Annotated in this window: 21 protein-coding genes; 12 read left to right on the top strand and 9 right to left on the bottom strand. The window is 54.2% G+C overall.

Annotated elements, in window-relative coordinates:
- Window positions 1–20 precede the first annotated feature (20 nt).
- From AC6I8C_RS19970 to AC6I8C_RS19930, 9 genes are all read left to right on the top strand, one after another.
- Window positions 21–1,250 (top strand): MFS transporter, encoded by a 1,230-nt coding sequence (locus AC6I8C_RS19970; protein ID WP_497823553.1) that lies wholly within the window; start codon window positions 21–23, stop codon window positions 1,248–1,250.
- A gap of 213 nt (window positions 1,251–1,463) precedes the next feature.
- Complete coding sequence (locus AC6I8C_RS19965; RefSeq protein ID WP_497823552.1) at window positions 1,464–3,098, top strand: TIGR04028 family ABC transporter substrate-binding protein; 1,635 nt, start codon at window positions 1,464–1,466, stop codon at window positions 3,096–3,098.
- 12 nt (window positions 3,099–3,110) lie between these two features.
- The gene (locus AC6I8C_RS19960) at window positions 3,111–4,052 is read left to right on the top strand and encodes an ABC transporter permease (protein ID WP_179291214.1); all 942 of its coding nucleotides are present in this window, start codon (window positions 3,111–3,113) and stop codon (window positions 4,050–4,052) included.
- On the top strand, window positions 4,049–4,894 hold the full coding sequence (locus tag AC6I8C_RS19955) for an ABC transporter permease (protein WP_497823551.1): 846 nt from the start codon (window positions 4,049–4,051) through the stop codon (window positions 4,892–4,894). Before AC6I8C_RS19960 ends, AC6I8C_RS19955 begins: the two co-directional genes overlap by 4 nt.
- Entirely contained in the window at window positions 4,891–6,510 is a 1,620-nt protein-coding gene (locus tag AC6I8C_RS19950; RefSeq protein WP_497823550.1) for a dipeptide ABC transporter ATP-binding protein, read from the top strand. The genes AC6I8C_RS19955 and AC6I8C_RS19950 overlap by 4 nt, the downstream gene beginning before the upstream one ends.
- Complete coding sequence (locus AC6I8C_RS19945; RefSeq protein WP_497823549.1) at window positions 6,507–7,514, top strand: putative FMN-dependent luciferase-like monooxygenase; 1,008 nt, start codon at window positions 6,507–6,509, stop codon at window positions 7,512–7,514. The genes AC6I8C_RS19950 and AC6I8C_RS19945 overlap by 4 nt, the downstream gene beginning before the upstream one ends.
- Window positions 7,511–8,602: an alkylhydroperoxidase domain protein gene (locus AC6I8C_RS19940; protein WP_497823548.1), complete on the top strand. Its 1,092-nt coding sequence runs from the start codon at window positions 7,511–7,513 to the stop codon at window positions 8,600–8,602. Before AC6I8C_RS19945 ends, AC6I8C_RS19940 begins: the two co-directional genes overlap by 4 nt.
- A gap of 11 nt (window positions 8,603–8,613) precedes the next feature.
- Window positions 8,614–9,753 carry an amidohydrolase gene (locus AC6I8C_RS19935; protein ID WP_497823547.1) on the top strand — a complete coding sequence of 380 codons (1,140 nt, stop codon included), beginning with the start codon at window positions 8,614–8,616 and terminating at the stop codon, window positions 9,751–9,753.
- Window positions 9,754–9,773: 20 nt separating this feature from the next.
- Window positions 9,774–10,619: a VOC family protein gene (locus tag AC6I8C_RS19930; RefSeq protein WP_497823546.1), complete on the top strand. Its 846-nt coding sequence runs from the start codon at window positions 9,774–9,776 to the stop codon at window positions 10,617–10,619.
- Between the two features lie 115 nt (window positions 10,620–10,734).
- Here AC6I8C_RS19930 and AC6I8C_RS19925 read toward each other — a convergent pair whose 3' ends face one another.
- The 3 genes from AC6I8C_RS19925 to fhuE form a co-directional block, all read right to left on the bottom strand.
- Window positions 10,735–11,145 (bottom strand): helix-turn-helix domain-containing protein, encoded by a 411-nt coding sequence (locus tag AC6I8C_RS19925; RefSeq protein WP_497823545.1) that lies wholly within the window; start codon window positions 11,143–11,145, stop codon window positions 10,735–10,737.
- The gene (locus tag AC6I8C_RS19920; RefSeq protein ID WP_497823544.1) at window positions 11,142–11,453 is read right to left on the bottom strand and encodes a type II toxin-antitoxin system HigB family toxin; all 312 of its coding nucleotides are present in this window, start codon (window positions 11,451–11,453) and stop codon (window positions 11,142–11,144) included. The genes AC6I8C_RS19925 and AC6I8C_RS19920 overlap by 4 nt, the downstream gene beginning before the upstream one ends.
- A gap of 346 nt (window positions 11,454–11,799) precedes the next feature.
- Window positions 11,800–14,022, bottom strand: a complete 2,223-nt coding sequence (fhuE, locus tag AC6I8C_RS19915) for a ferric-rhodotorulic acid/ferric-coprogen receptor FhuE (protein ID WP_497823543.1) — start codon at window positions 14,020–14,022, stop codon at window positions 11,800–11,802.
- 442 nt (window positions 14,023–14,464) lie between these two features.
- On the opposite strand from fhuE, the gene pagP reads away from it, so the two are divergent.
- Window positions 14,465–15,037 (top strand): lipid IV(A) palmitoyltransferase PagP, encoded by a 573-nt coding sequence (gene pagP, locus AC6I8C_RS19910; RefSeq protein ID WP_013196324.1) that lies wholly within the window; start codon window positions 14,465–14,467, stop codon window positions 15,035–15,037.
- A 17-nt stretch (window positions 15,038–15,054) separates the two neighbouring features.
- Here the strand turns inward: pagP and AC6I8C_RS19905 are convergent, their stop codons facing one another.
- Window positions 15,055–16,194, bottom strand: coding sequence for a tyrosine-type recombinase/integrase (locus AC6I8C_RS19905; RefSeq protein ID WP_497823542.1), 1,140 nt, complete (start codon window positions 16,192–16,194; stop codon window positions 15,055–15,057).
- A 275-nt stretch (window positions 16,195–16,469) separates the two neighbouring features.
- Here AC6I8C_RS19905 and AC6I8C_RS19900 point away from each other — a divergent pair, with 275 nt between their 5' ends.
- Entirely contained in the window at window positions 16,470–18,644 is a 2,175-nt protein-coding gene (locus tag AC6I8C_RS19900; RefSeq protein WP_497823541.1) for a TonB-dependent siderophore receptor, read from the top strand.
- Window positions 18,645–18,711: 67 nt separating this feature from the next.
- Here the strand turns inward: AC6I8C_RS19900 and AC6I8C_RS19895 are convergent, their stop codons facing one another.
- Window positions 18,712–19,821, bottom strand: coding sequence for an SDR family oxidoreductase (locus AC6I8C_RS19895; RefSeq protein WP_497823540.1), 1,110 nt, complete (start codon window positions 19,819–19,821; stop codon window positions 18,712–18,714).
- A gap of 841 nt (window positions 19,822–20,662) precedes the next feature.
- Here AC6I8C_RS19895 and AC6I8C_RS19890 point away from each other — a divergent pair.
- A complete protein-coding gene (locus tag AC6I8C_RS19890) occupies window positions 20,663–20,896 on the top strand; it encodes a hypothetical protein (protein WP_033735179.1) in 234 nt (77 codons plus the stop codon).
- Window positions 20,897–21,430: 534 nt separating this feature from the next.
- Here the strand turns inward: AC6I8C_RS19890 and AC6I8C_RS19885 are convergent.
- The 4 genes from AC6I8C_RS19885 to fetA all read right to left on the bottom strand — a co-directional run bounded on the left by AC6I8C_RS19885 (window position 21,431) and on the right by fetA (window position 24,056).
- Window positions 21,431–22,057: a TetR/AcrR family transcriptional regulator gene (locus AC6I8C_RS19885; RefSeq protein WP_497823539.1), complete on the bottom strand. Its 627-nt coding sequence runs from the start codon at window positions 22,055–22,057 to the stop codon at window positions 21,431–21,433.
- Window positions 22,058–22,204: 147 nt separating this feature from the next.
- Window positions 22,205–22,516, bottom strand: a complete 312-nt coding sequence (locus AC6I8C_RS19880; protein ID WP_497823538.1) for a hypothetical protein — start codon at window positions 22,514–22,516, stop codon at window positions 22,205–22,207.
- Between the two features lie 105 nt (window positions 22,517–22,621).
- On the bottom strand, window positions 22,622–23,401 hold the full coding sequence (fetB, locus tag AC6I8C_RS19875) for an iron efflux ABC transporter permease subunit FetB (protein ID WP_497823537.1): 780 nt from the start codon (window positions 23,399–23,401) through the stop codon (window positions 22,622–22,624).
- Window positions 23,388–24,056, bottom strand: a complete 669-nt coding sequence (fetA, locus tag AC6I8C_RS19870) for an iron efflux ABC transporter ATP-binding subunit FetA (RefSeq protein WP_497823536.1) — start codon at window positions 24,054–24,056, stop codon at window positions 23,388–23,390. The genes fetB and fetA overlap by 14 nt, the downstream gene beginning before the upstream one ends.
- Between the last annotated feature and the right edge of the window lie 47 nt (window positions 24,057–24,103).

Genomic DNA, 24,103 nt, shown 5'->3' with positions numbered 1-24,103 from the left:
TTTTATTGCAGGAATCTTCAATGGCTTCTTTTCAACCGCTGGCAAAGCTGACCCGGCGACATCTGATCTTTCCGCTTTCTCTGGTGCTGTTTGAGTTCGCTACCTATATCGCCCATGACATGATCCAGCCCGGCATGCTGCTGGTGACCCAGGAATTTAAAGTCGGGCCAGAGTGGGTCTCCACCTCGCTCACTGCCTATCTGTTCGGTGGCATACTGCTGCAGTGGCTGCTGGGTCCGCTCTCGGATCGAATCGGGCGGCGTCCGGTGCTGCTCAGTGGCGTGGCCTTTTTTATGCTCTCCTGCATCGCGATTCACTGGGTGCAAAGCATTGAGCAGTTTGTCCTGCTGCGTTTTCTGCAGGGGATCAGCCTCTGCTTTATCGGTGCGGTGGGTTACGCAGCGGTGCAGGAGGCGTTCACGGAGTCGCTCAGCATTAAAATGATGGCGCTGATGGCCAACGTCGCCCTGCTGGCCCCGCTGGCCGGGCCGCTGGCGGGCGCGGCTTTTCTGACCGTGGGAGAGTGGCGCACCCTGTTCTGGCTGATTGGCGCGGTTGCGGCGCTGGCGCTGGCCGGGCTGTGGTATGCCATGCCTGAAACGGCGGGCGATCGTCAGAAACCGCTGTCACTGCGATCAATCATCAGCGGTTACGCGACTTTGCTGAAGGATCGTCAGGTGATGCGGGGTTCACTGGCTATCGGACTGGTCACCGTACCCTGCATCGCCTGGGTGGCGCTATCACCCGTGATTTTGATCCACGGCGCACAATTCAGCCGCATCGACTATGCCCTGCTTCAGCTGCCGGTCTTTGCCGCGATGATTGCGGGCAATCTGACGCTGGGCCGCTTATCCAGCCGTCTGCCGATTGAACAGCCGATACGGCTTGGTGCCTGGCCAGTAGTCTGCGGACTGGCTATTGCGGCGGTCGCTACCCTGCTGGAACCGCAAAATTATCTGTGGCTCACCGCCGGAATGAGTCTTTACGGCTTCGGCACCGGGCTGATTAACGCCGGACTGTATCGCATGACGCTGTTTTCCAGCAATGCCGGAAAAGGCAGCGTGGCGGCAATGCTGGGCATGGTAAGCATCCTGATTATTGCGCTGGGCATTGAAGCCGCCAAAACCGCGTATTTCAGCTTTGGAACCGGCGGCTTTAGCCTGGTGAACCTGATCTGCGGGTTGCTGTGGCTGGGTCTGGTGAGTGCGTTCCTGCGTGCCGGACAGCGTAAATTATGTGCCGAATTGTAATAACGCCCCTGCTTGCCGTTAAGAAAATATAAACCCGCGGAATGGCAGATGTTTATTTGCCATTCCGTACATTCAAACCATTCATAAATTCCCACCCACTCCCGCATTTATTATTTTCAGATAAGCTTTGACCAAATCGTTACTTTATCTGTGTGTTGCGTCATTCGATGATGATTCCGCCTGCTGAGGCAATTGATAACAAAGGAATTCACCATGACGACGTTATTTCCCCTTAAACCACGCGCACAGACGCTGGTTTTTACATTACTTGCCGGGACTCTCACTTTTAATGCAGTGGCCGCGCCGGTCAAAGGCGGCACGCTGATTTATCTGGAACAGCAGGCACATACCAACCTCTATCCGCCCGCCGGTGGCTTTTACCCTAATGGCGGCATTCTCAATCAGATCACCGATAAATTAACCTGGCAGAATCCTGAAACATTACAGGTTGAGCCCTGGATTGCGGAAAGCTGGACCACCAATGCCGATAAAACCGAATACACGTTTAAGTTACGTCCTGGTGTGACTTTTTCCGACGGCACGCCATTAGATGCTAACGCGGTGGCGAAAAACTTTGATACCTACGGGCTGGGAAATAAAGCGCTGCGCCTGCCGGTTTCGGAAGTGATTAATAACTACGACCACAGTGAAGTGATTGACCCGCTGACGGTGAAGTTTTATTTCAAAAAACCCTCGCCTGGATTTTTGCAGGGCACCGCCACCATTGGCTCCGGCCTGGTGTCGCTGAGTACCCTGGCGCGCAGTTTCGATCAACTGGGTGATGCCCGGCATATCATCGGTTCCGGGCCATTTGTGGTCAGTGATGAGAAGCTCGGTCGTGAAGTGGATCTGGTGGCGCGCAAAGAGTACCAGTGGGGCCCGAAAAACATCAGGCAGCAGGGTCCGGCTAACCTCGATGGGATTAAAGTGATTGTCACGCCGGAAGACAGCGTGCGTATCGGTGCGCTGCTGGCAGGCCAGGCGGGACTGATTCGTCAGGTGCAGGCTTATGATGAGAAGCAGGCAAAAGATCAGAACTTCCCGGTTTATGCCGCGCCGACCCGGGGCGTCAACGACAGCCTGAGCTTCCGCCCCGACAACCCGCTGGTGAGTGATATCCGGGTGCGTCAGGCGCTGCTGCACGCCACCAATGCGAGGCAGGTAGTTGAAACGCTCTTCTCTCCCAACTATCCGCAGGCAACTTCGGTCGTCGCGACCACCGCTGCGGGCTACGTCAATCTGGCGGACAAACTGACGTTTGATCTGGCGAAAGCGAAGACATTGCTCGAACAGGCAGGCTGGAAACCGGGCGCAGATGGCATCCGTGAAAAAGCGGGCCAGCGACTGGCTCTGACCGTCTATGAATCCCTGCCGCAGCCGCAGAACAAAGAGGTGCTGCAACTGGTCGCGCAGCAGTGGCGACAGGCGGGGGTTGCCCTCTCCGTCAAAGCTGGTGATGCGGGCAGCAAAACGCTGGATAACCTCGATCCCCTGAAGACGCCGCTTAACGTCACCGAAGTTGGCCGCGCCGATCCCGACGTGATCAAAAGCAGCTTCTACCCGGCTAACCGCGACAACCTGCTGCAGAAAGGCGGCTCCAGCGACAAAGTAAAAAACTTCCGTGATGACAAACTTAATCAGCTGCTGGTGGATGTCTCCTCCGAAGTTGATCCGGCAAAACGCCTGCAGCTGACCGGTGATGTTCAGCGCTATTTGCTGGACCAGGCCTATGTGATTCCGATTTTTGAAGAGCCGCAGGTTTATGCGGGCGCGCCCTGGCTGAAAGGGGTCAGTTTTGAAGCGGTAGGCCGTCCGGCGCTCTATGGTGCCTGGCTGGAAAAACAGTAACCGGAGGTGATGATGCGCCACTATCTGCTGCAACGCGCCGGTCTGGGACTGCTGGTACTGTGGGCTGCGTTTACCCTGTCATTCGTGCTGTTGCAGGTGCTGCCGGGTGATGCGGTGCTGATCAAGTTTCAGAATCCGGATCTCGGCCTGAGTCCCCAGCAGATTGCTGAGATGCGCCAGGCCTATGGCGCAGACAGCCCGCTGTGGCAACAGTATCTGCATACGCTGGCGGCGATGCTGCATGGCGACTTCGGCTATTCGGTGCAGGCGGGCGTGCCGGTCAGTGAACTGCTGACCAGCAACCTGCCCGGCACGCTGCGACTGGCGCTGTGCGGATTCCTGCTGGCAACGCTGCTGGCTTTCGTGCTGGCGACCCTCTCAAGGCTGCCCGCCCTGCGCTTCCTGCGTAATCTGCTGCAGTCCCTTCCCGCGCTGTTTATCTCCGTGCCGACCTTCTGGCTAGGCATCGCCCTGATTCAGCTCTTCTCATTCCAGCTGCGCTGGATCCCGGTCATCAATCCCTCGCCGTGGCAGGGACTGATTCTGCCGATTATCACCGTCGCGGTTCCGATCTCAGCGCCGCTGGCACAGATTCTGCTGCGCAGCATTGATGAGGTTTCCACCCGGCCTTTCGTGGCGGTAGCGCGGGCTAAAGGCGCCAGCGAGCACTATGTCCTGTGGCGACACATCCTGCGTAACGCCATGCTGCCGGTGCTTACCGTGGCGGGTTTGCTGCTCGGGGAACTGATTGCCGGCGCGCTGATTACCGAAACGGTGTTTGGCCTGGGGGGGCTGGGTCAGCTGACGCAGCAAGCGGTGAACAATCAGGATGTCGCGGTATTACAGGCAGTGGTGATGATCTCCGCGCTGGGTTTTGTGGTGATCAACCTGCTGGTCGATCTGCTGATGCCGCTGTTTGATCCGCGCTTACAGCTCTTAAGGGGTGCAACATGAGTCTGGTTGATTACGCGGCCGCCCGGCAATCCGTCCCGTCCAGGCGTTACCGCTTCGCGCCGGGCCTGTGGCTCGCCGTATTCGTGATGCTGCTGGCCGTGCTGGCAGCCCTTTTCCCGGCCCTTTTTACCCAGGCCAACCCGCTGGAAGGCATCGCGGGCGCACAGCGGCTGGCACCGCAGGCCGGACACTGGCTCGGCACCGACCAACTTGGCCGCGATCTATTTGCCCGCATCGTTTACGGCGCGTCGCATTCCCTCTCTGCCGCCGTCATGTCAGTGGCCATCGGCCTGCTGGCCGGAACCGCGCTGGGCGTCCTGGCAGGAGCCACGGGCGGCAAAACTGAATCGATCGTGATGCGCGCCGTGGATGTATTACTGGCGATTCCGTCGCTGCTGCTTTCCCTAAGCGTGCTGATTCTACTCGGCTTCGGCACCCTGAACGCCGCGCTCGCAGTTGGCATCGCCTCCATCGCCAGTTTTGCAAGACTGGCGCGCGCCGAAGTGGTGCGCATCCGTCACAGTGAATATATCGAGGCAGCATATGGCAGCGGCGGCCGCTTTTTCAGCGTGCTGTTACGCCACATTCTGCCCAATGCGCTGACGCCGGTGATCGCCTATGCCGCCCTGCAGTTTGGTCAGGCGATTCTGGCGCTGTCGACCCTGAGCTTTCTCGGCTACGGCACGCCGCCGCCTGTCCCGGAATGGGGTCTGCTCATCGCTGAAGGGCGTAATTATCTGGCCACCGCCTGGTGGCTGACCACGTTTCCTGGTGTGGTGGTGGTGGCCGTCGTGCTCGCCGCAAACCGCATCAGTCAGCAACTTTCAGGAGGACGCCGATGAGCGCTCAGCCGTTACTCGCAGTCAACAACCTGACGCTAAGCTATCGCCGTGGCAACCAGTGGCAGCCGGTGGTGCATAATGTCAGCTTCGAACTGCACGCTGGTGAGATGGTGGCACTGGTCGGGGAATCCGGTTCCGGTAAAACCACCACGGCACAGGCCATTATGGGCCTGATGGCAGAAAACGGCCGCCGCGAAGCGGGTGAAATCCGGCTTAACGGCGTCGATATCAGCCAGTGGTCACAGAAGCGTTTCGACTCGCTGCGCGGTGCGCGCATCAGCCTTGTACCGCAGGATCCTGGCAACTCACTGAATCCGGTGAAAACCATCGGCGAACAGGTGGAGGAGATCCTGCGCCTGCATCTGCGATTACCGTCAGCACAGCGCAAGCAGCGGGTGATCGATCTGCTGACCCGCGTCGGTCTCAGCCACCCGGAACAGCGGGTTACGCAGTTTCCGCATCAGCTGTCAGGCGGCATGAAGCAGCGTGTTTTGATCGCTATCGCCCTCGCCCTGCAGCCGGAGATCATTATTGCGGATGAGCCGACCAGCGCGCTGGATGTCACGGTGCAGAAGCGCATTCTCGATCTGCTGGATGACCTGCGGCAGGAATCCAGTACCGCCGTGCTGTTCGTTACCCACGACCTGGCGCTGGCGGCGCAGCGTGCAGACCGCATCATTGTTTTTCGCCACGGTGAGATTCAGGAATCGGGACGCACCGCTCAGGTTATCAGCGCGCCATCACATCCCTACACCCGTCAGTTACTGAATGATGCTGCGCCGGAGCGACCCACCCGCGTTAAACCTGCGGCCGCCCGTTTTTCTGCCCCGGCAATTCGGGCAACCGGCGTGATGAAAAGCTTTTCGCTGGGTAAACAGCAGCGGTTACAGGCGCTGAACAACGTTAGTTTTCAGGTGGCGCGCGGCACCACGCATGCGCTGGTCGGCGAATCGGGATCCGGCAAAACGACGCTGGCACGTATCGTTCTGAGCTTTGAAACCGTCGATAGTGGCGCAGTGACGCTGGACGGCATTGTGGTCAATGGATTGCGCGGCGAGGCATTGCGACAGCTGCGCCGTAAGATCCAGTTTGTCTATCAGAACCCATTTGCCTCGCTCGATCCCCGCCAGACGCTCTATTCGATTATCGAAGAACCCCTGCGTAACTTTGACAAGCTGAACCGCAGCCAGCGCCGCGAACGGGTGGAAGCGATCACCTCGCGGGTGGCACTGCCACTTTCCCTGTTATCACGTCAGCCGCATGAACTTTCGGGCGGTCAGCGGCAGCGTGTAGCCCTGGCGCGGGCGCTAATCTGCGCGCCTGAAATCCTGGTGCTGGACGAGGCGACTTCGGCGCTGGATGTCACGGTGCAGGCACAAATCCTCGACCTGTTGCAGCAGCTTCAGGCCGAACTGGGGCTGACCTATCTGTTTATCACACACGATCTGGCGACGGTGCGACAGATTGCCGACAGCGTCACCGTATTAAAAGCGGGCGAAGTGGTAGAGCAAGGTGACGTTGTCACGATATTCTGCGCACCTCAGCATCCCTACACGCGCGAACTGATTGGTGCGATCCCTCCGCTCGTTCCGTTAACGCACAAGGAGTCAGCATGAGCCGACGTCTCGGATTTTTTACCCGACTGCTGGATAACGTCCCGGCTAAACAGCGCTATCAGCTGGCTACAGAACAGATTCAGCATGCCGAGCGCTGTGGCTTTGATGCGGCATGGATTGCTCAGCATCACTTTCATGAGGATGAGGGCGGACTGCCTTCGCCGCTGGTTTTTCTGGCGCACGCTGCCGCCCATACCCGCACCATCCGGCTCGGCACTGCCATCATCACGCTGCCGATGGAAAATGCATTACGGGTCGCAGAAGATGCCGCAGTACTGGATTTACTGTCGGACGGACGGCTGGAGATCGGGCTGGGTTCGGGCGGCACGCCAGACTCGTTTTTACCCTTTGGCCTGACGTTTGCCGAACGCGGCGCGGCATTTGCAGACAATCTGCATACGCTGCTCAGTGCCTGGCGCGGTGATTCGCTGGGACATCCTGATAATCATCTCTGGCCCGCCGCGCCGCAGCTCGCCGGACGGGTGTGGATCGCCACCTTTTCGGTTGAGGGTGCAATCCGTGCCGGCCAGGGCGGACACGGTCTGATGCTGTCGCGCACCCAGCCACGGCCAGCAGGCCAGGCAGAACTTCCGCTCGATGCGCTGCAGAATCCGCTGATTGATGCCTATCTCGCGGCACTTCCAGCGGGAACTGAGCCGCGTATTCTTGCCTCCCGCACTGCCTTTGTCGCGGATTCAGATCACTACGCACGTCAGATCGCTGAACCTGGCATTCGCAAGCAGGCTGCTCAGCACCGTGGCGAAATCCGCGGGGAAAGCTTTGATGACCTGCTGGCACAGTTTGATGCCCATGTTGGCGGCATCGATCAGGTCGCGCGCTCGCTGGCGCAGGACAGCGTGCTGTCTCGCGTCACCGACATCTCATTCCAGGTGCATTCAGCAGAGCCTTCACATGCCGACACGCTGCGCTCGATTGAGCTGATTGCCGGACATATTGCGCCCGCACTTCGTGCTGCTGGCGAACCAGACAGGAGAATTTCATGAGTCAACCTGATGATTTGATTGCCGCACTGGCGGATATCGATCCCGCTTCCGCACTGGCCCACTCGCGCCAGACACGTCACGCCGCGACGCTCCATGCTCAGGGCAGCTACAACGTGTTATTTGACCAGGGCGATGACGATTTTCCGTTAGTCGAGCGGCGTCTTCTGGCCGCAAAGGTCGCAGGCTGGCATGCCCGGTCGGAGCTGCAGACGCACTATCAGCCGCAGCAGCCCGTGCCCGATAGTGATCGGATCAGCGCCGCGCTGGACTTCGCGCATCGCCTCACCTTCGAGCCGGTTGCCGCTACACCTGCCCATCTTGAGACGCTGAAGCAGGCGGGCTGGAGTCCGCGTGGCATTGTTACGCTGGCGCAACTGGTGGCGTTCGTCAGTTTTCAGAGCCGGTTGATCACAGGCCTGCGCAGCCTGCAGGGGCATGAAGCGGCGGCTGAAGCTGCACCGGTCGTCGCCGGTCACTGGCATGAGGCACTGAAGACCGCCAGCGGCAAAACGGCGCTGACCGCGTTTACGCAGCAGGAACTCGGCTGGGAGCCGTGGCTGCCCGCCAGACCGCTGGCTGAATTCAGTGAGGAGGAGCAGGCGACACTGGCAAAATTCGGTCACACCGATTCCGACTATTTCCGTCTGCTGGGGCGTAACCTGCCGCTGCTGGAGCAGCGTACCCTGACCGACAAAGGCATTTTCTACACCGCTGGCGGGCTGCCGCGCGCCGAGCGTGAGCTGGCCGCCACGGTGGTCAGTAAGGTCAACGGCTGTATTTATTGCGCCTCGGTTCATGCGCGTAAAGCCAGCCAGCTTTCAAAGCAGGATGACGCAATACAGAAGCTGCTGAATGTCGCGCCCGGCGCGGTGTTATCCCACGGACACACTGCCCGCTGGCAGGCGATCATCGCCTTTTCGGCAGCGCTGTCGCTGACCCCTGCGCAACCTACGCAGTCGCAGATCGCTGCACTGCGTGAGCAGGGTCTGGATACGGTCGACCTGCTCGACCTGATTCAATCCACCGCCTTCTTTGCCTGGGCCAATCGCCTGATGCTGACGCTGGGCGAGCCTTTTCTGCCGGAATAACAGGGATAGATATGACATTGCCTTTAACTGAACAACTGGTGCAGTGGCGTCGCGAACTGCATCAGCATCCGGAACTTTCAAACCATGAATTTGCCACAACTGAGCGTATTGCCGGCTGGCTTGAACAGGCGGGTATCCGGCTGTTGCCGCTGGGACTGAAAACCGGCGTGGTGGCAGAAATCGGTCACGGCGAATCACTGATTGCCCTGCGCGCGGATATTGATGCGTTGCCGATTGATGAAATCACCGATCGCCCGTGGCGATCGCAGGCGGCGGGCGTCATGCACGCCTGCGGTCACGACGTTCACAGCGCGGTAATGCTGGGCGTCGCCCTGCAGCTCAAACAGCAGGAAGCCACGCTGCCAGGCCGGGTGCGAATTCTGTTTCAGCCCGCTGAAGAGACGTTTGATGGCGCACGTCAGCTGATTGATGCCGGTGCGCTGGAAGGCGTACAGGCGATATTCGGCCTGCACAATGCGCCCGACCTGCCGCTCGGTACGCTGCGTAGTCGGGCGGGCGCGTTTTATGCCAACGTCGATCGCTTTGTGATCCGCGTTGAAGGTAAAGGCGCGCATGCGGCACGACCGCAGGAGGGTATCGATTCGATCGTGATCGCCAGCCATATTGTGACCGCTTTACAGACGCTGCCGAGCCGGGTGTTCAGCTCGCTGGAGACGGTGGTGCTGAGCGTGACGCGCTTTACCGCCGGGAATACCTGGAACGTGCTGCCGCAAAGCGTTGAGCTGGAGGGCACTGTGCGCACCCACAATGGTGAGATCCGGACGCAGATCCCACACCGCATCCGCTCGCTGATTCAGGGCATCGCCGCCGGATTTGGCGCGACCGCGGAGCTGGAGTGGACCGAGGGGCCGCCTGCCCTGATTAACACGCCAGGCTGGGTGGATGTGGCACTGGAAGTCGCACAGCAGAGCGGCTATCTCGCGGAGCATGCTGAGTCGCCGCAGATGGGCGGAGAAGATTTTGCCTTCTATCTGCAACAGGTGCCGGGCGCTTTTGTCAGCATCGGCAGCGCCAGCGAATTTGGCCTGCATCACGCCGCCTTCGATCCGGATGAAGCGCTGATCGGTCCGGCAGTAGAATACTTCACGCAGCTGGTCCCGCGCGCGTTGCAGATTGTGGCGGCGCAATGACCAAAAAAAGGAGTGCAGCGATGTCTGTTCCGGTTCCGCAGCCGATTCTGGATCACGCGGTGATTAACGTGGCCGACCAGCTCGACAGCGCCAGCGCGCGCTTCCGGCGGCTTGGCTTTCAGCTCACAAAGCGCGGTCATCATTCGCTGGGTTCGAGTAATCATCTGGCCATCTTTGGCGAAAATTATTTAGAGCTGCTCGGTTATGAACCCGGCAAAGGCAGCCAGCGCGCCGATCTCTGGCAATCGCCGCTGGGATTGAGTGGCCTGGTGTGGAAAAGCAGTGACGCCGACAGTGAGTTTCAGCATTTGGAACGTCAGGATCTGGATGGCGATCCACCCGCCTCTTTTCATCGTCCGGTCGATCTGCCCGACGGTACGGTAACTGAAGCGCGCTTTCGTACCGTGCGGCTGCGCCCTTCGCTGATACCCAATGGACGCAGCTTTTTTTGCCAGCACCTGACGCCTGAAGCGGTATGGCAGCCTGCATGGCAACGCCATCCCAATGGCGTGCGGAACATCAGTGAATTTGTCATTGTGGCGCAGGACCCGGCGCATTCGGCTCAGGTTTATAGTCGTCTCTTTGGTGCCGCAAAAGTGCTTGCCTGCCCTGAAGGCGCCTTTGTCCTGCGCGCCGGTGCCGCCACGGTTCGATTCGCGTCAGCAGAGTATGCGCAACGTCGCTTCGGTCCGCTGCCAGAAGACTATGATGGCAGTGCCCGGATGGTTGCGCTGGGTTTTGAGACCGGCGATCTCGCGCAGGTCAGAAACGCACTGCAGGCAGGTGATATTGCGTTTCAGGAGCCCGCTGAGGCGATTGTCGTGGAGTCAGGTGAAGGGTTTAATCTGGCCCTGCGTTTTACGTGAAGTGCGGGCCTGAGATGTGATGAAAAACGCCTCTGCTGAGGCGTTTTTTTTATCAATTGTAGTGTTACGTCATAATGACGTTTGGCGTTCGATCGGCCTTTGAAGTCGTCTTAAATCAAAAAAACAACGATGGTGACAGGCCAAACCGCGCGCACAATGCCCGTATGTGTGACACGGTCAACTGACGATCGCCGCTGAGGATTCGGCTGACCAGCGACTTTTTGCCAATTTCATTTTCGAAGTCACTCAGGCTGAGGTTGTGCTGCTCGATCAGTACCCTCAGAACGCCAGGTCCGGTGCTGATTTCACGCTGGCGGCTATTAAAGTCGGCCATCGCAGGATCATTATCCTCATAATGAGCAATGCGAGCACAAAGCAAATCTACCAGCGGATTATCCGGCTCATGTTCAATAAGGTATTCGACCAGTTCCAGTGCTCCTTCATAATCATGTCGCTGGTTGCTGCCGGCCAGCAGCGGCACCGCTTCTGCCAGCTGATTTGACAGCCTGATAGCTTCAGTATTCATTCGGTTACCTCCCGATATTTCTTAACAAGCTTGTCGTACTCAGCGTGAGTGCAGATATGTTTGATGAAGATTTTGCTGCGCTCAAAATCCGCGAAAAATATCACGCGCAAATGGTTGCCACTGACGTCAATGACCCACCATTTAGCGCGATACTTCATACGATCAAGGCTTGCATAAAGCGCCCTGAGATCGTCAGGACCACTGAAATCGTCCTGTCTGAGGTGGCGGTAAAGCAGATCCAGTGCCGCCGCTGCATTGGGATGTTTTCTCGCCGCCTCGTCAAACGGCACGCGTGAAATAACATGCATTCCATTGGCTCCTGACTGTTTCCATTATGGAAACCATCTTCTCAAAACGGCTGAGCGTTGACAAGCTGGAAACGCAGATACCCGCTTGTTCCCGAGTCCTTAATACGCCTTAAGCTGATGTAAAAATGCCGGCAGAGGCTTCACCAATATGAGAATGGATAAAGGGTTGCTGATACGAATCATCAAAATGCACAGGCAACATTGCACTTTGCTGTGGACGATAGTCCTGCCTGTGCTCTGAAATCTTTTTCTGAAAAAATTGTGCCAACAGCGGCAAGAGTTAGATGGCTGGATAAAAAAACGCCTCAACCGAGGCGTTCTTCACAGGCTTACCCGCGTAGATAAATCAGAAAGTGTAGCTCGCGGTTACCGCGAAGTTGCGTGGTTCGCCGTAGACAACGGAGCTGGCCACGTTGGTGTCATACTCTTTGTCGAACAGGTTATTGAGGTTGCCCTGCAACGACAGATTTTTGTTCACCTGATAGCGGGCAAACAGATCAACCAGTGCATAGCTGCCCTGACGGGCGCGCCATGTGCCGTTGCCTTCCGGTCCACCGACGTCGTTCCAGATATGTGTCTGCCACTTCACGCCGCCGCCCAGCGTAAGCTGCTGCAGCATCGGCAGGCGATAGCTGCTGAACAGGTTAAAACTGGTCTGCGGTAACTGTGGATTAAAGGTGCTGCCGTCCCGGTTTTCCGCTATGTAGCGCGTGCCGCCAAAGGTCATCTGCCAGTTGTCGGTCAATGCGCCATTAACCTCAAACTCGACGCCACGACTCACTACACCTTTACGGCCAATGTAGGCCACATCGCCTGAACCCTGAATGGTCTGAGTGGTGGCTTCTCCGACGTTATCCAGTTCGGTGCGGAATACAGACACAGAGGTAGTCAGGCGACTGTCCATCCAGTCAGACTTCAGCCCGGCTTCGTAGTTTTTCCCAATGACCGGAGACAGATAAGCGCCACTGGCATCGCGATAATCCTGAGGCTGGAACACCGAGGTATAGCTGGCATAAGCAGACCAATTTTCAGCAAAGTCATAAATCAGCCCGCCATATGGGGTGATGTTATTCTCTTCCGCTTCCCCGCCTGGCGTTTCACGATTCCAGTTGGTGTAACGCGCGCCAATGATCAGGTGCAGTGGATCGGCAAGCGACAGGCGGGTCGCCATGTAAGTCGACTTCTGGCGAACCAGCTGGGTATCGCTGGCGGGCAGACGTGGCGTCCAGTCTGACTCCGGGTACTGGCCATTGAAATCGTTGTAGTTGCCCAGCGACTCGGAGGAAATATTCTCAAAGGTGCTGAAGTACTTGTTATCCTGGCGGGTATAATTGACACCTACCATCAGCTCATGCTGACGGCCCAGCAGTTCATACGGGCCGCTGGCAAAAGCATCGACGGCATCGACTTTGCGCTTCCCGGTGTTATAACCGGTTCCGCCCACCACAGGATAGTTGGCATAAGAAGAGACGCCCGCGCCCGTGTTGCGATCGAAATAGCCATCAAGATAAATCTGCTTACTGTCCAGACGCATATCGGTGTGCGTGCCGTTTAACGTAAGGTTCCAGCCGTTGTCGAAGTCCTGCTTCAGGTTCACAAAGACTTTACGGTTCTCTTTATCGTTGTAGGCCCAGTCCGGTGCCGTGTTGTAGCCGCGTCGGGTATGAATCTGCGTGCCGTCGGTGTACCAGCGCGGTGCGCCGCCCCACATCGTGGCGTCTGTATTGACCTGGCTGAACTCATAACCCACCGACAGCGTGGCAGAGTCGGTGAGATCAGCGTCGACCACGCCATAGATAAACTGTTTTTTAGCACCGTAGCGCTCAATGAAACTGTTATTGTCCTGCCAGCCGGCGACCATGCGGCCACGAACATTGCCGGACTCACTGAGTGGCGCGGAAAGATCGGCCACGTAGCGTTGCTTGTTCCAGCTGCCGTAGCTGGCGGAAACGGTGCCACCAAACTCTTTGCTGTCCGCGTGCTTGCGCACCATGTTGATGGCAGCAGACGGATTGCCCGGCCCGGTCAGCAGCCCGGTCGCCCCGCGTACCACTTCAACGCGCTCATACAGCGCCATATCGGTCTGTGCATCGCCCAGATTCCAGCGCTCCGCAAAGGCGGTAGGAATGCCATCGACCATGTAGTTATCGATCAAAAAACCGCGCGCATAGTAGTTAGTGCGGTCCATGTCGCCACTGATACCATGAATGCCGGTGGTGTTGGACAGCACATCATTCAGTGACTGGAGTTGCTGATCGGCCATACGCTGAGTACTGACAATGCTGACGGACTGCGGCACATCACGTACGGTGCCCAGCATTTTGGTGCCGGCACGAGTCACCGGGACGCTGTAATCCGTTTTCGGTGACGTTGTCACGGCATCATCGACTGATGCGCTGACCGTTAGCGTCTGATCACTGCTGGCAGCGGGTGTGGACGTTTCTGCGGCCAGGGCGACGTTATGCGCCAGTGACGAGGCGACGACAACGGCCAGTAATGAGAATTTGAATGGGCGTTGCAGAGCAGACGTACCCATAGCCCTGGGATTGTGAAGATCGAAAGCGTTCATTAATTCCTCAATTATCTTTATGTTTTTATGCTGCCACTGTCACGACCTTGCATCCTGCGGACATCGCTGCCCTGCTTAAGGTTTGAGGAACCAGAAACCCTTTCCGTAAGCGCCTGTGCGCGGGTGTGATGAACTTTCAAAGCAAATGAGAAATATACGCATTGCCATTATCATTGCAAGATTTTGTTAACAAATAATGCGGGTTTTTTCAGGATATCGTCTGCACGTTCAGGTTTTTTAAAGCCTGCTAATAAGGAGAGGTTGTTAAATAGCCGATGGGTAAGCGAACGATGAGAGCAGCAGGAATGCCATCTCGCTTTTATTAATTATAAAATCCTGCTTCAGCCGCTCATTGACCTGAAGTTGCCACTCTTTATGCGACAATACCCGCCTTGATGCTTTTATTTCCTTATTTAACACCAGACTTTGCAGGTATTCGCACATGCGCAAAACTTTAACTCTTAAAGCGCTGATGATGACAACCACCGTTTTCACTGCTTTTACAGCTCACTCCGCCACGCTGGTTCAGAATGTCAGCGCAGGCTGGGAAAGCTTCAGTGATAAGGTTGCCACAACATGGCAGCAGCCAGAGGGAATCGACTTTTATCTGCCCGCGATTACGTGGCATAACCGTGCCACGTACGATCGGGAACACATCAATAAATATAATGAAAGGCCCTGGGGCGCAGGCGGGGGGATCTCCCGCTACGATGAAAAAGGCAACTGGAACGGCATCTATTTAATGGCGTTCAAGGACTCCTTCAATAAATGGGAGCCCTTTGGGGGTTATGGCTGGGTAGCGACATGGCGTCCGCTGGCTGACCAGAATTTTCACTGGGGCGCAGGTTACACGGCAGGCGTCACCGCCCGGCATAACTGGGACTATATACCGGTGCCAGCATTGCTGCCACTGGCCTCAATCGGCTATGGCGATCTCGATTTCCAGATGACCTACATACCGGGTACGCATAATAACGGTAACGTCTATTTTGCCTGGCTGCGCTACCACTTCTGATCGTGAAAACAGCAACGTCAGCGTGACATCGCCATGATGGACAGATTGCTCAAAATGAGCGTCTCGCCATCATAGCGATGTCGCAGCAGATGATAGCTTTCGCATTCAATAATCTGCTTAACCGCATCCGAAAAGGTATTCATGGCGCTGCGCATCTGGCTCAGATAGTCATGGGTATCATAGACCCGATCGATCCCTTCCAGCGCATGGTTCATGATTTTGCGGGCGACATCATTAGGCGTGTCGAGGGCAGAAAGTTTTGATCGGGCGGTGCGGCGCAGATCGCGTGGGGTAAATGGCTCCAGTCCCAGCCCACGCGGAGCGCGGATCATCCGCCGCAGCGCCTGATTCAGCGCGCCTTTTGACAGCGGCTGTTGGGGATCGCGTGGCGCAGGCACCAGCCATGGCGAGTCCGGATCGGCGGCATTAAGTAACGCTTCGATGCACTGCCGCATCAGCGGTGAAATCGGCAGCACATGCTCGCGCTGTGATTTGTTGCGGGTGCCCTGCATCCACAATCCTAACTGCAGATCGAATTCCGATTTCTGCGCCTGCACAATCTCGTCCGGCCGTCGGGCGCTGACCAGACATAAACGTAGCGCCCAGCGCGCCTGCTCCGATAATGCCCAGTTATCCAGACCGTGCCAGAAAACCCAGATTTCCGCATCGGTTAGTTGCCGGCTGCGCGGTGGCGTAGCACGACCTGCGACATCCCGTTTCTTCATCGAGGCAATAGGCGAGTGATCGAGATAGCCCTGCATCTCGGCCCAGGCGAGGAATTGTTTGGTCAGCGCGAACACCCGACGCGCCTCCTCCTTTTTCCCGTCGGCAATCAGGATGTTGTAAAGCCGGTTAAGGCGCAAACGGTTCAAGGTTTTGAGCGGCTGCGATCCGATATTGGGCAGAACATGTCTAAGCAGAGACGAAACGGCGATTTCAGGACGCCGCCGGCTGATCAACAGTGACAGTTTTACCCAGACCTTCATCACCTGCTCTACCGTGCCTTCATCGCCAAAATTATCCAGCTCGCTCAGCGAAGCCGCTTTAACCTGCTCCAGCCAGATAAGAACATGCCGACCAACATGTGCTGAACGCGCTGCAGTTATTGTCGAATCTGTTATCACATCATTACCTGTTGCCCGTTTCAGAGCCGCCATTCTACCCACCGTTAATCTATGACTCCAGACCTAATAAGTCTGGAGTCACAATGACGTATTCTGAGCCATTCTGAGAGACTTTTCGGGTCATGACAAAGAAGTGTTTTTGCGACCTGTTTTGCTCATCTGAGTGGTCAGGCTGATGAATAAGCAGCCCACTGTCAGGGGATGTAAAGATGCCTTACCACGATATACAATGATAACTATTATCATTATCATACGCATTTGCTTACATACCTTAACGATTCAGGGAGATTTTCGAAGTGAATGTAACCATGCGTGTCCATAAGCGCCCTGCCGCACTGCTGCTGGCTGGTTTGTTGAGTACTTCTGCTAACGGCGCTACTCAGGAAGAGACAGAAAAGCTGGCTGATGATGAAACGATGCTGGTCACCGCTGAACAGGAGTTAAAACAGCAGCCCGGTGTTTCAGTCATTACCTCACAGGACATTGAAAAAAATCCGCCGGTCAACGACCTCTCGGACATTATCCGTAAAATGCCAGGCGTCAATCTCACCGGTAACAGCGCCAATGGTGTACGCGGTAACAATCGTCAAATCGATATTCGCGGCATGGGGCCGGAAAACACGTTGATTCTGATCGACGGTGTGCCAACGACCTCACGCAATTCAGTGCGTTACAGCTGGCGCGGCGAGCGTGATTCCCGTGGCGACTCTAACTGGGTACCGCCGGAAATAGTTGAACGAATTGAAGTTATTCGTGGACCAGCGGCAGCCCGTTACGGTTCAGGCGCCTCTGGCGGTGTGGTTAACATCATTACCAAACGTCCGACAAATGACTGGAGCGGATCGCTGTCGCTCTACACCAACCAGCCGGAAGATGATAAAGAAGGGGCAACCCGACGCGCCAACTTTAACCTGAGTGGCCCGCTGGCGGGCGATGCGCTGACTATGCGGCTTTATGGCAACATCAATAAAACCGACAGCGATGCTTTCGATATCAATCAGTCGCATAACGGCTCCGGCGCGGCCGGCCGTGAAGGCGTTCGCAACAAAGACATCAACAGCGTGTTGTCCTGGAAGATTACGCCATTGCAGGTGCTGGATTTTAGCTATGGCTACAGTCGTCAGGGCAATATTTACGCCGGGGATACCCAGTACAGCAACGGGGCCGGTAATAAGCTTATCGAATCTCTCGACGGGTCGGAAACTAATCGTCTTTATCGTCAGACCTGGGGCCTGTCCCACAACGGTATCTGGGACTGGGGACAGTCAAAACTGACCTTTAACTATGAGAAGACGAACAATACCCGTCTGAACGAAGGCACCGCGGGCGCGGGTGAAGGCCGAATCAACAGCAATACGTTTTCGAACAGTCGCTTTGAAAGTTACCGGGCGGGAGGCGAAGTCAGCTTCCCGCTGGAATTGCTGCGTGAACAGACCGTTACGCTGGGCGCTGAGTGGAACCGTGATGAGCTGAACGATCCCAACTCCATGAACGGCACCAGTGCGCCGGGCGTTTCGATTGATGGCATCAGTGGTGATGCGGGCAGCCGCAATAGCAAAAACAGCGCGACGCTGAGTTCGCTCTATTTCGAAGATAACATCGCCGCGACCGACAGCACTGAGGTGATACCGGGTTTGCGCTTTGATTATCACGATACTTTCGGGGCGAACTGGAGTCCGTCGCTGAATATTTCTCAGGCGCTGGGAGAAAGTTTTACTCTGAAAGCGGGTATCGCCCGTGCATTCAAAGCCCCTAACCTCTATCAGTCCAGTGAGGGCTATTTGCTGGCAACACGAGGCAATGGCTGCCCGGTTAACGTGACGAGCGGCAGCTGTTATCTGCTGGGTAATCAAAATCTTGATCCTGAAGTCAGCGTCAATAAAGAGCTGGGTATCGAGTTCAGTCAGGATGGCTATATTGCGGGTCTTACCTGGTTCCGCAATGACTACAAGAACAAGATCGTCGCCGGGACTGATGTGCTGGGTTACGCCTCTAATGGCAACAATATTCTGCAGTGGAGCAACGGCGGCAAAGCAGTCGTTGAAGGTCTGGAGGGTAATGTTACGATACCGCTGGTCAGTGATGAACTTGAGTGGCGGACTAATGCCACTTACATGATCCAGTCAAAGGATAAAAAGACGGGCAATCCGCTGTCGATTATCCCGGAATACACCATCAACTCCATGCTGGACTGGCAGGTGACGCAGGATTTCTCTACTAATCTGAACTGGACAATGTATGGCCGCCAGAAACCGCGCCAGTATGCGGAATCTCGCACAGAAAATGGCTCAATGTCGAATCGCGAAGTCGGGGCTTACTCGGTATTCGGGGTTAATTTCAATTACGACATTACCAAAAATCTGCGTGCCAATGCCGGTATTAATAACCTGCTGGATAAGCAGCTCTACCGGGAAGCGGATGGGGCATCGACCTATAACGAGCCAGGCCGTGCTTATTATGCGGGTCTGACCATGACGTTTTAATCAACCGAAGCGCTTCCGGCTGGAAGCGCTTTCTCCCTCAAACCAAACTCTTCCACTTCATTTTCAACTACTTAAAATCGACCTGCATCAATTCGGCAATCGTTGAATCACGTGTTGTCAGCACACAGCGGTCCAGGTAATCGGTAAATCTGGAAGGCTTATTCATACCAAGCTGTAGCAGTTTGGAGTTATCAAACACCACATTAAGGTTTGAGAAGTGGCCATACAGGTTCATTGCGCGCAGCATGATGCGTTCATTGCAGGGTCCGAACAGATCCTTAAACGTTCTTCTGCTATCGGACAGCTGTTTATAGGACACTTTCTGGTAATCCACACCCAGGGCCTTGTTTCCTGACGCTCTGGCCATCGCCTCATCAATTTCTGCAAACGTAACACTGCTGTGTGTTCCGGCAGAAATGTGAATGACTTCATTAATGACGTTTTCTGCGTCCAGCAGCAGAACCAGTGCATCCGCGCAGTAATCAACCGGAACCACATCAATACGATCGTCGAGGTCGCAGGTGAATTTACCCAACGCCAGTGCCATCCTGAATACCCAGAAAATGCTGGCTGAAGGCAGGCATCCCTGATCGGAATGACCTACCACAATCGACGGACGGGCAATCACCAGTGGCAGGCCTGGCAACTTCTCTGTCATCAGCTTTTCAATTGAAGCCTTACTCCAGGTGTATTCAACGACATGCTGATCGCGGCTGGAATTGAGCCCGCCCTCAGTGACCAGTGAGCCGGGTTCCGGTGCACAGGACATAGCGGTTCCAACGTGAATAAATTTCTTCAATCCTTCAACACGGCTCATTCGTTCGGCAAACCGGAACGTGCCTTCAACGTTCACTTTCCAGATGGTAGGATTGTTACCAAATGAGGCGACGGCGGCGCAGTTAATGACATGGGTAACGTCATTAAGTCGTGCGTCATGAATAAAATTGTCCGTAAACGCCAGATCACCCAGAATAATATTTTCAGCTGCTATCGTATTGATTACTGACGCATTTAAACCAAAGTTCTTCAGGTTGGCTTTAAGCCTGTTTAACCCTTCGTCAACGGTCTCGCCTCTGACCAGCAGCAGCAGTCGATCCTGAACCCTGCTCTGCAAAAGATTTGCTACGACAGCCCCGCCTAAAAACCCTGTTGAACCGGTAATAAGGATATTTTTCATGATAGTGCCATTCACGCTGGTTGAAGAAAGGAAAGCATTAACAAACGTTTTCCCGAACAGAAAATTATTCAAATAAATAAATGAATGTTGTGATTAAACTATTTATGGCGAGCAGACCGGAAAAATCAGATTTAATTCTAAATAAGACGCTCACGCTCTGCCAGTCTGTCAGTTGACTAACCAGGCCAGTATAATGCTGAAAGTTAACGCCAGGCTCAACAGAACTAAAGATATTTGATCAAAATTATTCATTTAGGTTTTGTTTATATATCGACGTAAGAATATTGAATAAACAGGTGCTTTTGCTGCTTATCCGGGTAGTCACATATAAGCAACTTTTCTCATTTGGGATCAAGCTTTATTTGTTTTATTTTTTACTGAACTTAGTCAGCCAGTTACAACCTAACTAGATTAAGAATTTATTAAGAGAAAGGCAGATACCAGAATATACTCGCAGATTAAACGAAGACTGTTTAAATAATAAATCTGCAAAGTTGTTTACCTGTCGTTTAATAATCAGCATGTAACCCCTGCCCGCCAGTGAATAGCGGTCACACTGAGGTCAGGCATTTGAGGCATATCAACATAGGCTACCATTTCACGTTTCAGGCAGATAAAGCGAGTTTCTCTGCAGAGCACTCCGCGTCAGTCTTTTCGGGTGACAGACGGGATGCCGTGTTCCTGATTAAAAATACAGCACCCATTTCGTTTATTTTGTGAAAAGCGTAACGACAGGTAACTAACTTCGTGATTCCTGTATCCTGACGAGTGAAACACCCTTATGCCTGGCTATGCTCAGCGAAGTTCAACCTGCAACTCTGACTATCAGGATATAAAAAAGATGAAAAAATTATCAGTTATTGTTATGGCTACCGGTCTGTTTTTGTCTGTGAATTTACAGGCTAACGCCGAAGGATGTCTGAAAGGCGCCGCAGTCGGCGGTGTGGCAGGTCATGTTGCTCATCATCATGGTGTTGCCGGTGCCGCGGCGGGTTGCGCAGTCGGTCATCATATGGCGAAGAAAAAACAGAAAGAGGCGGAAAAAAATCAGCAGGCCCAGCCGGCGCAGAATTAAGCTGAGCTTTGGTGCTGATGTAAATTAGCTGATTGCCGGACAGGGTGTTGTCCGGCAATCGCCAGAATTCGAACAATAATCCAATTTGAAAATTTCAGACGCATTATAATTGATATACTTACACCTTTTATCGTGATGAGCATCTAAGATGTTTAGTGAATATTTCGATATTTAACAAGGGGTTGATTTTTGACCTGTGTTAATGCCTCTGACTGGGCTGATACAGTAAAATTACGAAAGATGACTGCTTTCTTTAACCTGGGCACCCCATAATCTGGAAAGCTCGCTGCGTTAAAAACTGCTCAGGCACAATTAACGCCAACTGTCATCCTGGATATTAGTCATTGTGCCACTTTTAAGTTAATGACCAGAAATTTGAATAAGGGACGCATATCTCAAGTTCAGAAAGCGGGAAGCTTCTTTTAAAGAACCGTCCTTTATCGACCCAACCACATAGAATCATATTGTCTGAGCATTCCAGCACAATCATTTTTTTTCTTCTTTTTCTCCGCCGGACAATAGTGCCGGTCGCGATCATGATGATGCCTTAGCTGCGCCAGTATTGGCGCTTAAAAGTAGTGTTCTGATAATAAAATCATTACTTCTTCGGATATCTTCAATTTCTGGCTGAATCTTTCCATATATCCGCATACCCTCAATCATCATGAAAAGGCTTTTTGCTACTACTCTCGCTTCTTCATCCCGGCGAAAAACGTGTTGTTGCTGGCCTCTGAGTAATATGCACTCTAACTCGTTGATTATGTTTTTAAATTTTGCAGAAACTTTGGCTTTAACCTCTTCGTCACCAGGCAAAAGCTCACTGGCTGCGGCAATTGTAAAACAACCTTTCTCTCCGGCAGGCGCAGATGATAACTGAGCAGCAAATTCAAGCGTCTCTCGCAAGGCGGCTTCTGGCGACATTTCTGCGGTTCTTTTTTTTGTTCTTAAAGTGCCCTCATCTATATAGCGCTGTAAAGCTGCTAGATAGATAGCGCGCTTATCCGGGTAAAGTTTATAGATGCTGGCACTGGCCAGTCCTGAAGCTTTCATCAGATCAGCCATGGATGTGGCCTGATAGCCATTCTGCCAGAAGCAGTTAAGTGCCGTGTTGAGGAACACGTCTGGATCAAACTCTCTGGGTCTGCCTGCAGATGATTTCATAAGACTCTCCTATGCTGATGACCGATTGTAGATCGATCAATCTACAATTGAAAGATGTTGTTTTCGCCTTATTTCAGGCCAATAAGTCTTCTGAGGAAATGTTCTGAATCAGACACAAACTGCCGCCGGGCGGCGGCAGGGAAATAACTACAAAGGAGTTACTTTCTGCACGTGATGCTGAAAAACGTAGGGATCCGATAACAGTTCAAACTGCTCATCATCCGGATATATCACGGCAGTCTGATACTGTTCGCCTGCAAAGGCTTTGATTGCCGCTAAGTCTTCCCAGTATGTAGCAAGAAAAAAATGCTCCCATTCACCCTGGATTTCCCTGCGCACACAGGCTCCCAGATTACCTGGTGTCCCTTCTGAATGCTCTACACCGGTCTTTTGCAGGTGAATTGCAAAGCCTTCTGCATGCCTTAGCGGTACGCATCCGTGCCATGTTCTGACAATCATTTCGCTCTCCTCATGTTGTGGAACGATTCAGAACATAACATGGCTTTGAATAAACAGAGATTCGTTATCAGGGAGCATCCGAATTTACCACAGCCATCAGCACTATCAGTCCGGCTTTGCACCCGACATCTTCAGCTGCGCCCTGGCATTATAAAACCGTCGATAGGATAACCAGACTGCAATGATAGTTGACAGGCTGGCGGTGCCTATCAGCATAAAGGTCACCATAATCTGATACTTAATTGCCTTTAGCGGATCGATTCCGGCGAAAATCAGTCCGGACATCATACCGGGCAGACTGACCAGCCCGACGGTTTTAGCTGCATCCACTGTCGGGATCATCGCGGTGCGAATGCTATCGGCAATAATCCTACCTGAGGCAAGCTTCACCGATGCACCCAGGCTCAGCATCTCCATAATTTTCTGGTGGTTGTCGCTGAAGCGCTGATTCAGGTTGCTGAAACAGAGCCCTACCGCAACCATGGCATTCCCGGCGATCATGCCTGAGATGGGAATGACCTGCATGGGCACAAACGCTATCGCGCCGCTCAGTACCAGAATCGTCAGCGTGATAACGGTGCCGCTGAAGATTGAGGTAAACGCTATCGCAAAGGAGTTATCAATATTCCGGCCACGTTTGCGGGCGTTGATCGCGGCATTCACGCAGATAAACAGCACCATCAGGACCGTCAGCCAGCTGTTATTGATATCGAAAATCGACTTCAGCACAAAGCCGACGATGACCAGCTGAACAATCGCCCGACAAACACTCCAGACAATATCTTTGCCCATGCCCAGTTTTTCTTTCTGGCTGATAAGCAGCGCTATGACGACCAGCGTCAGCGACAGCAACAGCGAGGTGTCACTGATATTATGCTGATTCAAGCGTATTTTCCTTTTGTGGCGGCTCGAGGCGCAGCACATGCCCGGCCTGCTGAATATCGCTGACATCATGACTGATCCGCACCACCGCCACCTTTTCTTCAGCTGCAATCCGGTTAATCAGTGAAAGTACGGCCAGCCTGTTCTCTTCATCAAGGGCACTGGTCACTTCATCCAGTAACAGTACGTCAGGCATAAACTGCAGATTGCGGAGCAGTCCGACACGCTGCTTTTCTCCGCCTGAAAGTTGTTCAACCGGTTTATCCAGCATGTCAGGAGAAAGATTAACGCTTTCCAGCGCAGCAACGAGTTTGTCCCGCTGCGGCTTCTGACGTCGAATCTGCCAGGGCAGCGCAAGATTGTCATAAACCGTCTGACCAAACAGTTGTGGCGTCTGAAAACAGTACGACACCTGCTGACGATAGGTCTCCACTTTTAGCGTGGTGATGTCACTGTTCCTGAAGAAGATTTGGCCTGTAGTTGCGCTAATCAGTGAAGCAAGAATCTTCAGAAGCGTGCTTTTTCCGCTGCCGGATGGACCGGTCAGTAACACATATTCGCCCTGATTTAACTGCAATGACACCGGTCGCAGTAACTGGCGATCCCCGACTGAAAAAGTAATATCCTGCGCATCCAGCAGGGGCAACGCTCTGTCCATATTTACGCCTCGGGACCTGACAAAATTCAGAAAGAATGGAGTTTAGT

It is taken from the genome of Pantoea sp. X-Soil-YNGN-844 (assembly GCF_059730595.1).
The sequence above is the reverse complement of the archived record's forward strand: the minus strand, read 5'-3'. Positions and strand labels throughout refer to the sequence as shown.

Coding starts and splice junctions, on each gene's coding strand:
- AC6I8C_RS19970 (WP_497823553.1), top strand. CDS start 21: ATGGCTTCTTTTCAACCGCTGGCAAAGCTGACCCGGCGACATCTGATC.
- AC6I8C_RS19965 (WP_497823552.1), top strand. CDS start 1,464: ATGACGACGTTATTTCCCCTTAAACCACGCGCACAGACGCTGGTTTTT.
- AC6I8C_RS19960 (WP_179291214.1), top strand. CDS start 3,111: ATGCGCCACTATCTGCTGCAACGCGCCGGTCTGGGACTGCTGGTACTG.
- AC6I8C_RS19955 (WP_497823551.1), top strand. CDS start 4,049: ATGAGTCTGGTTGATTACGCGGCCGCCCGGCAATCCGTCCCGTCCAGG.
- AC6I8C_RS19950 (WP_497823550.1), top strand. CDS start 4,891: ATGAGCGCTCAGCCGTTACTCGCAGTCAACAACCTGACGCTAAGCTAT.
- AC6I8C_RS19945 (WP_497823549.1), top strand. CDS start 6,507: ATGAGCCGACGTCTCGGATTTTTTACCCGACTGCTGGATAACGTCCCG.
- AC6I8C_RS19940 (WP_497823548.1), top strand. CDS start 7,511: ATGAGTCAACCTGATGATTTGATTGCCGCACTGGCGGATATCGATCCC.
- AC6I8C_RS19935 (WP_497823547.1), top strand. CDS start 8,614: ATGACATTGCCTTTAACTGAACAACTGGTGCAGTGGCGTCGCGAACTG.
- AC6I8C_RS19930 (WP_497823546.1), top strand. CDS start 9,774: ATGTCTGTTCCGGTTCCGCAGCCGATTCTGGATCACGCGGTGATTAAC.
- AC6I8C_RS19925 (WP_497823545.1), bottom strand. CDS start 11,145: ATGAATACTGAAGCTATCAGGCTGTCAAATCAGCTGGCAGAAGCGGTG.
- AC6I8C_RS19920 (WP_497823544.1), bottom strand. CDS start 11,453: ATGCATGTTATTTCACGCGTGCCGTTTGACGAGGCGGCGAGAAAACAT.
- fhuE (WP_497823543.1), bottom strand. CDS start 14,022: ATGAACGCTTTCGATCTTCACAATCCCAGGGCTATGGGTACGTCTGCT.
- pagP (WP_013196324.1), top strand. CDS start 14,465: ATGCGCAAAACTTTAACTCTTAAAGCGCTGATGATGACAACCACCGTT.
- AC6I8C_RS19905 (WP_497823542.1), bottom strand. CDS start 16,194: ATGGCGGCTCTGAAACGGGCAACAGGTAATGATGTGATAACAGATTCG.
- AC6I8C_RS19900 (WP_497823541.1), top strand. CDS start 16,470: ATGCGTGTCCATAAGCGCCCTGCCGCACTGCTGCTGGCTGGTTTGTTG.
- AC6I8C_RS19895 (WP_497823540.1), bottom strand. CDS start 19,821: ATGAAAAATATCCTTATTACCGGTTCAACAGGGTTTTTAGGCGGGGCT.
- AC6I8C_RS19890 (WP_033735179.1), top strand. CDS start 20,663: ATGAAAAAATTATCAGTTATTGTTATGGCTACCGGTCTGTTTTTGTCT.
- AC6I8C_RS19885 (WP_497823539.1), bottom strand. CDS start 22,057: ATGAAATCATCTGCAGGCAGACCCAGAGAGTTTGATCCAGACGTGTTC.
- AC6I8C_RS19880 (WP_497823538.1), bottom strand. CDS start 22,516: ATGATTGTCAGAACATGGCACGGATGCGTACCGCTAAGGCATGCAGAA.
- fetA (WP_497823536.1), bottom strand. CDS start 24,056: ATGGACAGAGCGTTGCCCCTGCTGGATGCGCAGGATATTACTTTTTCA.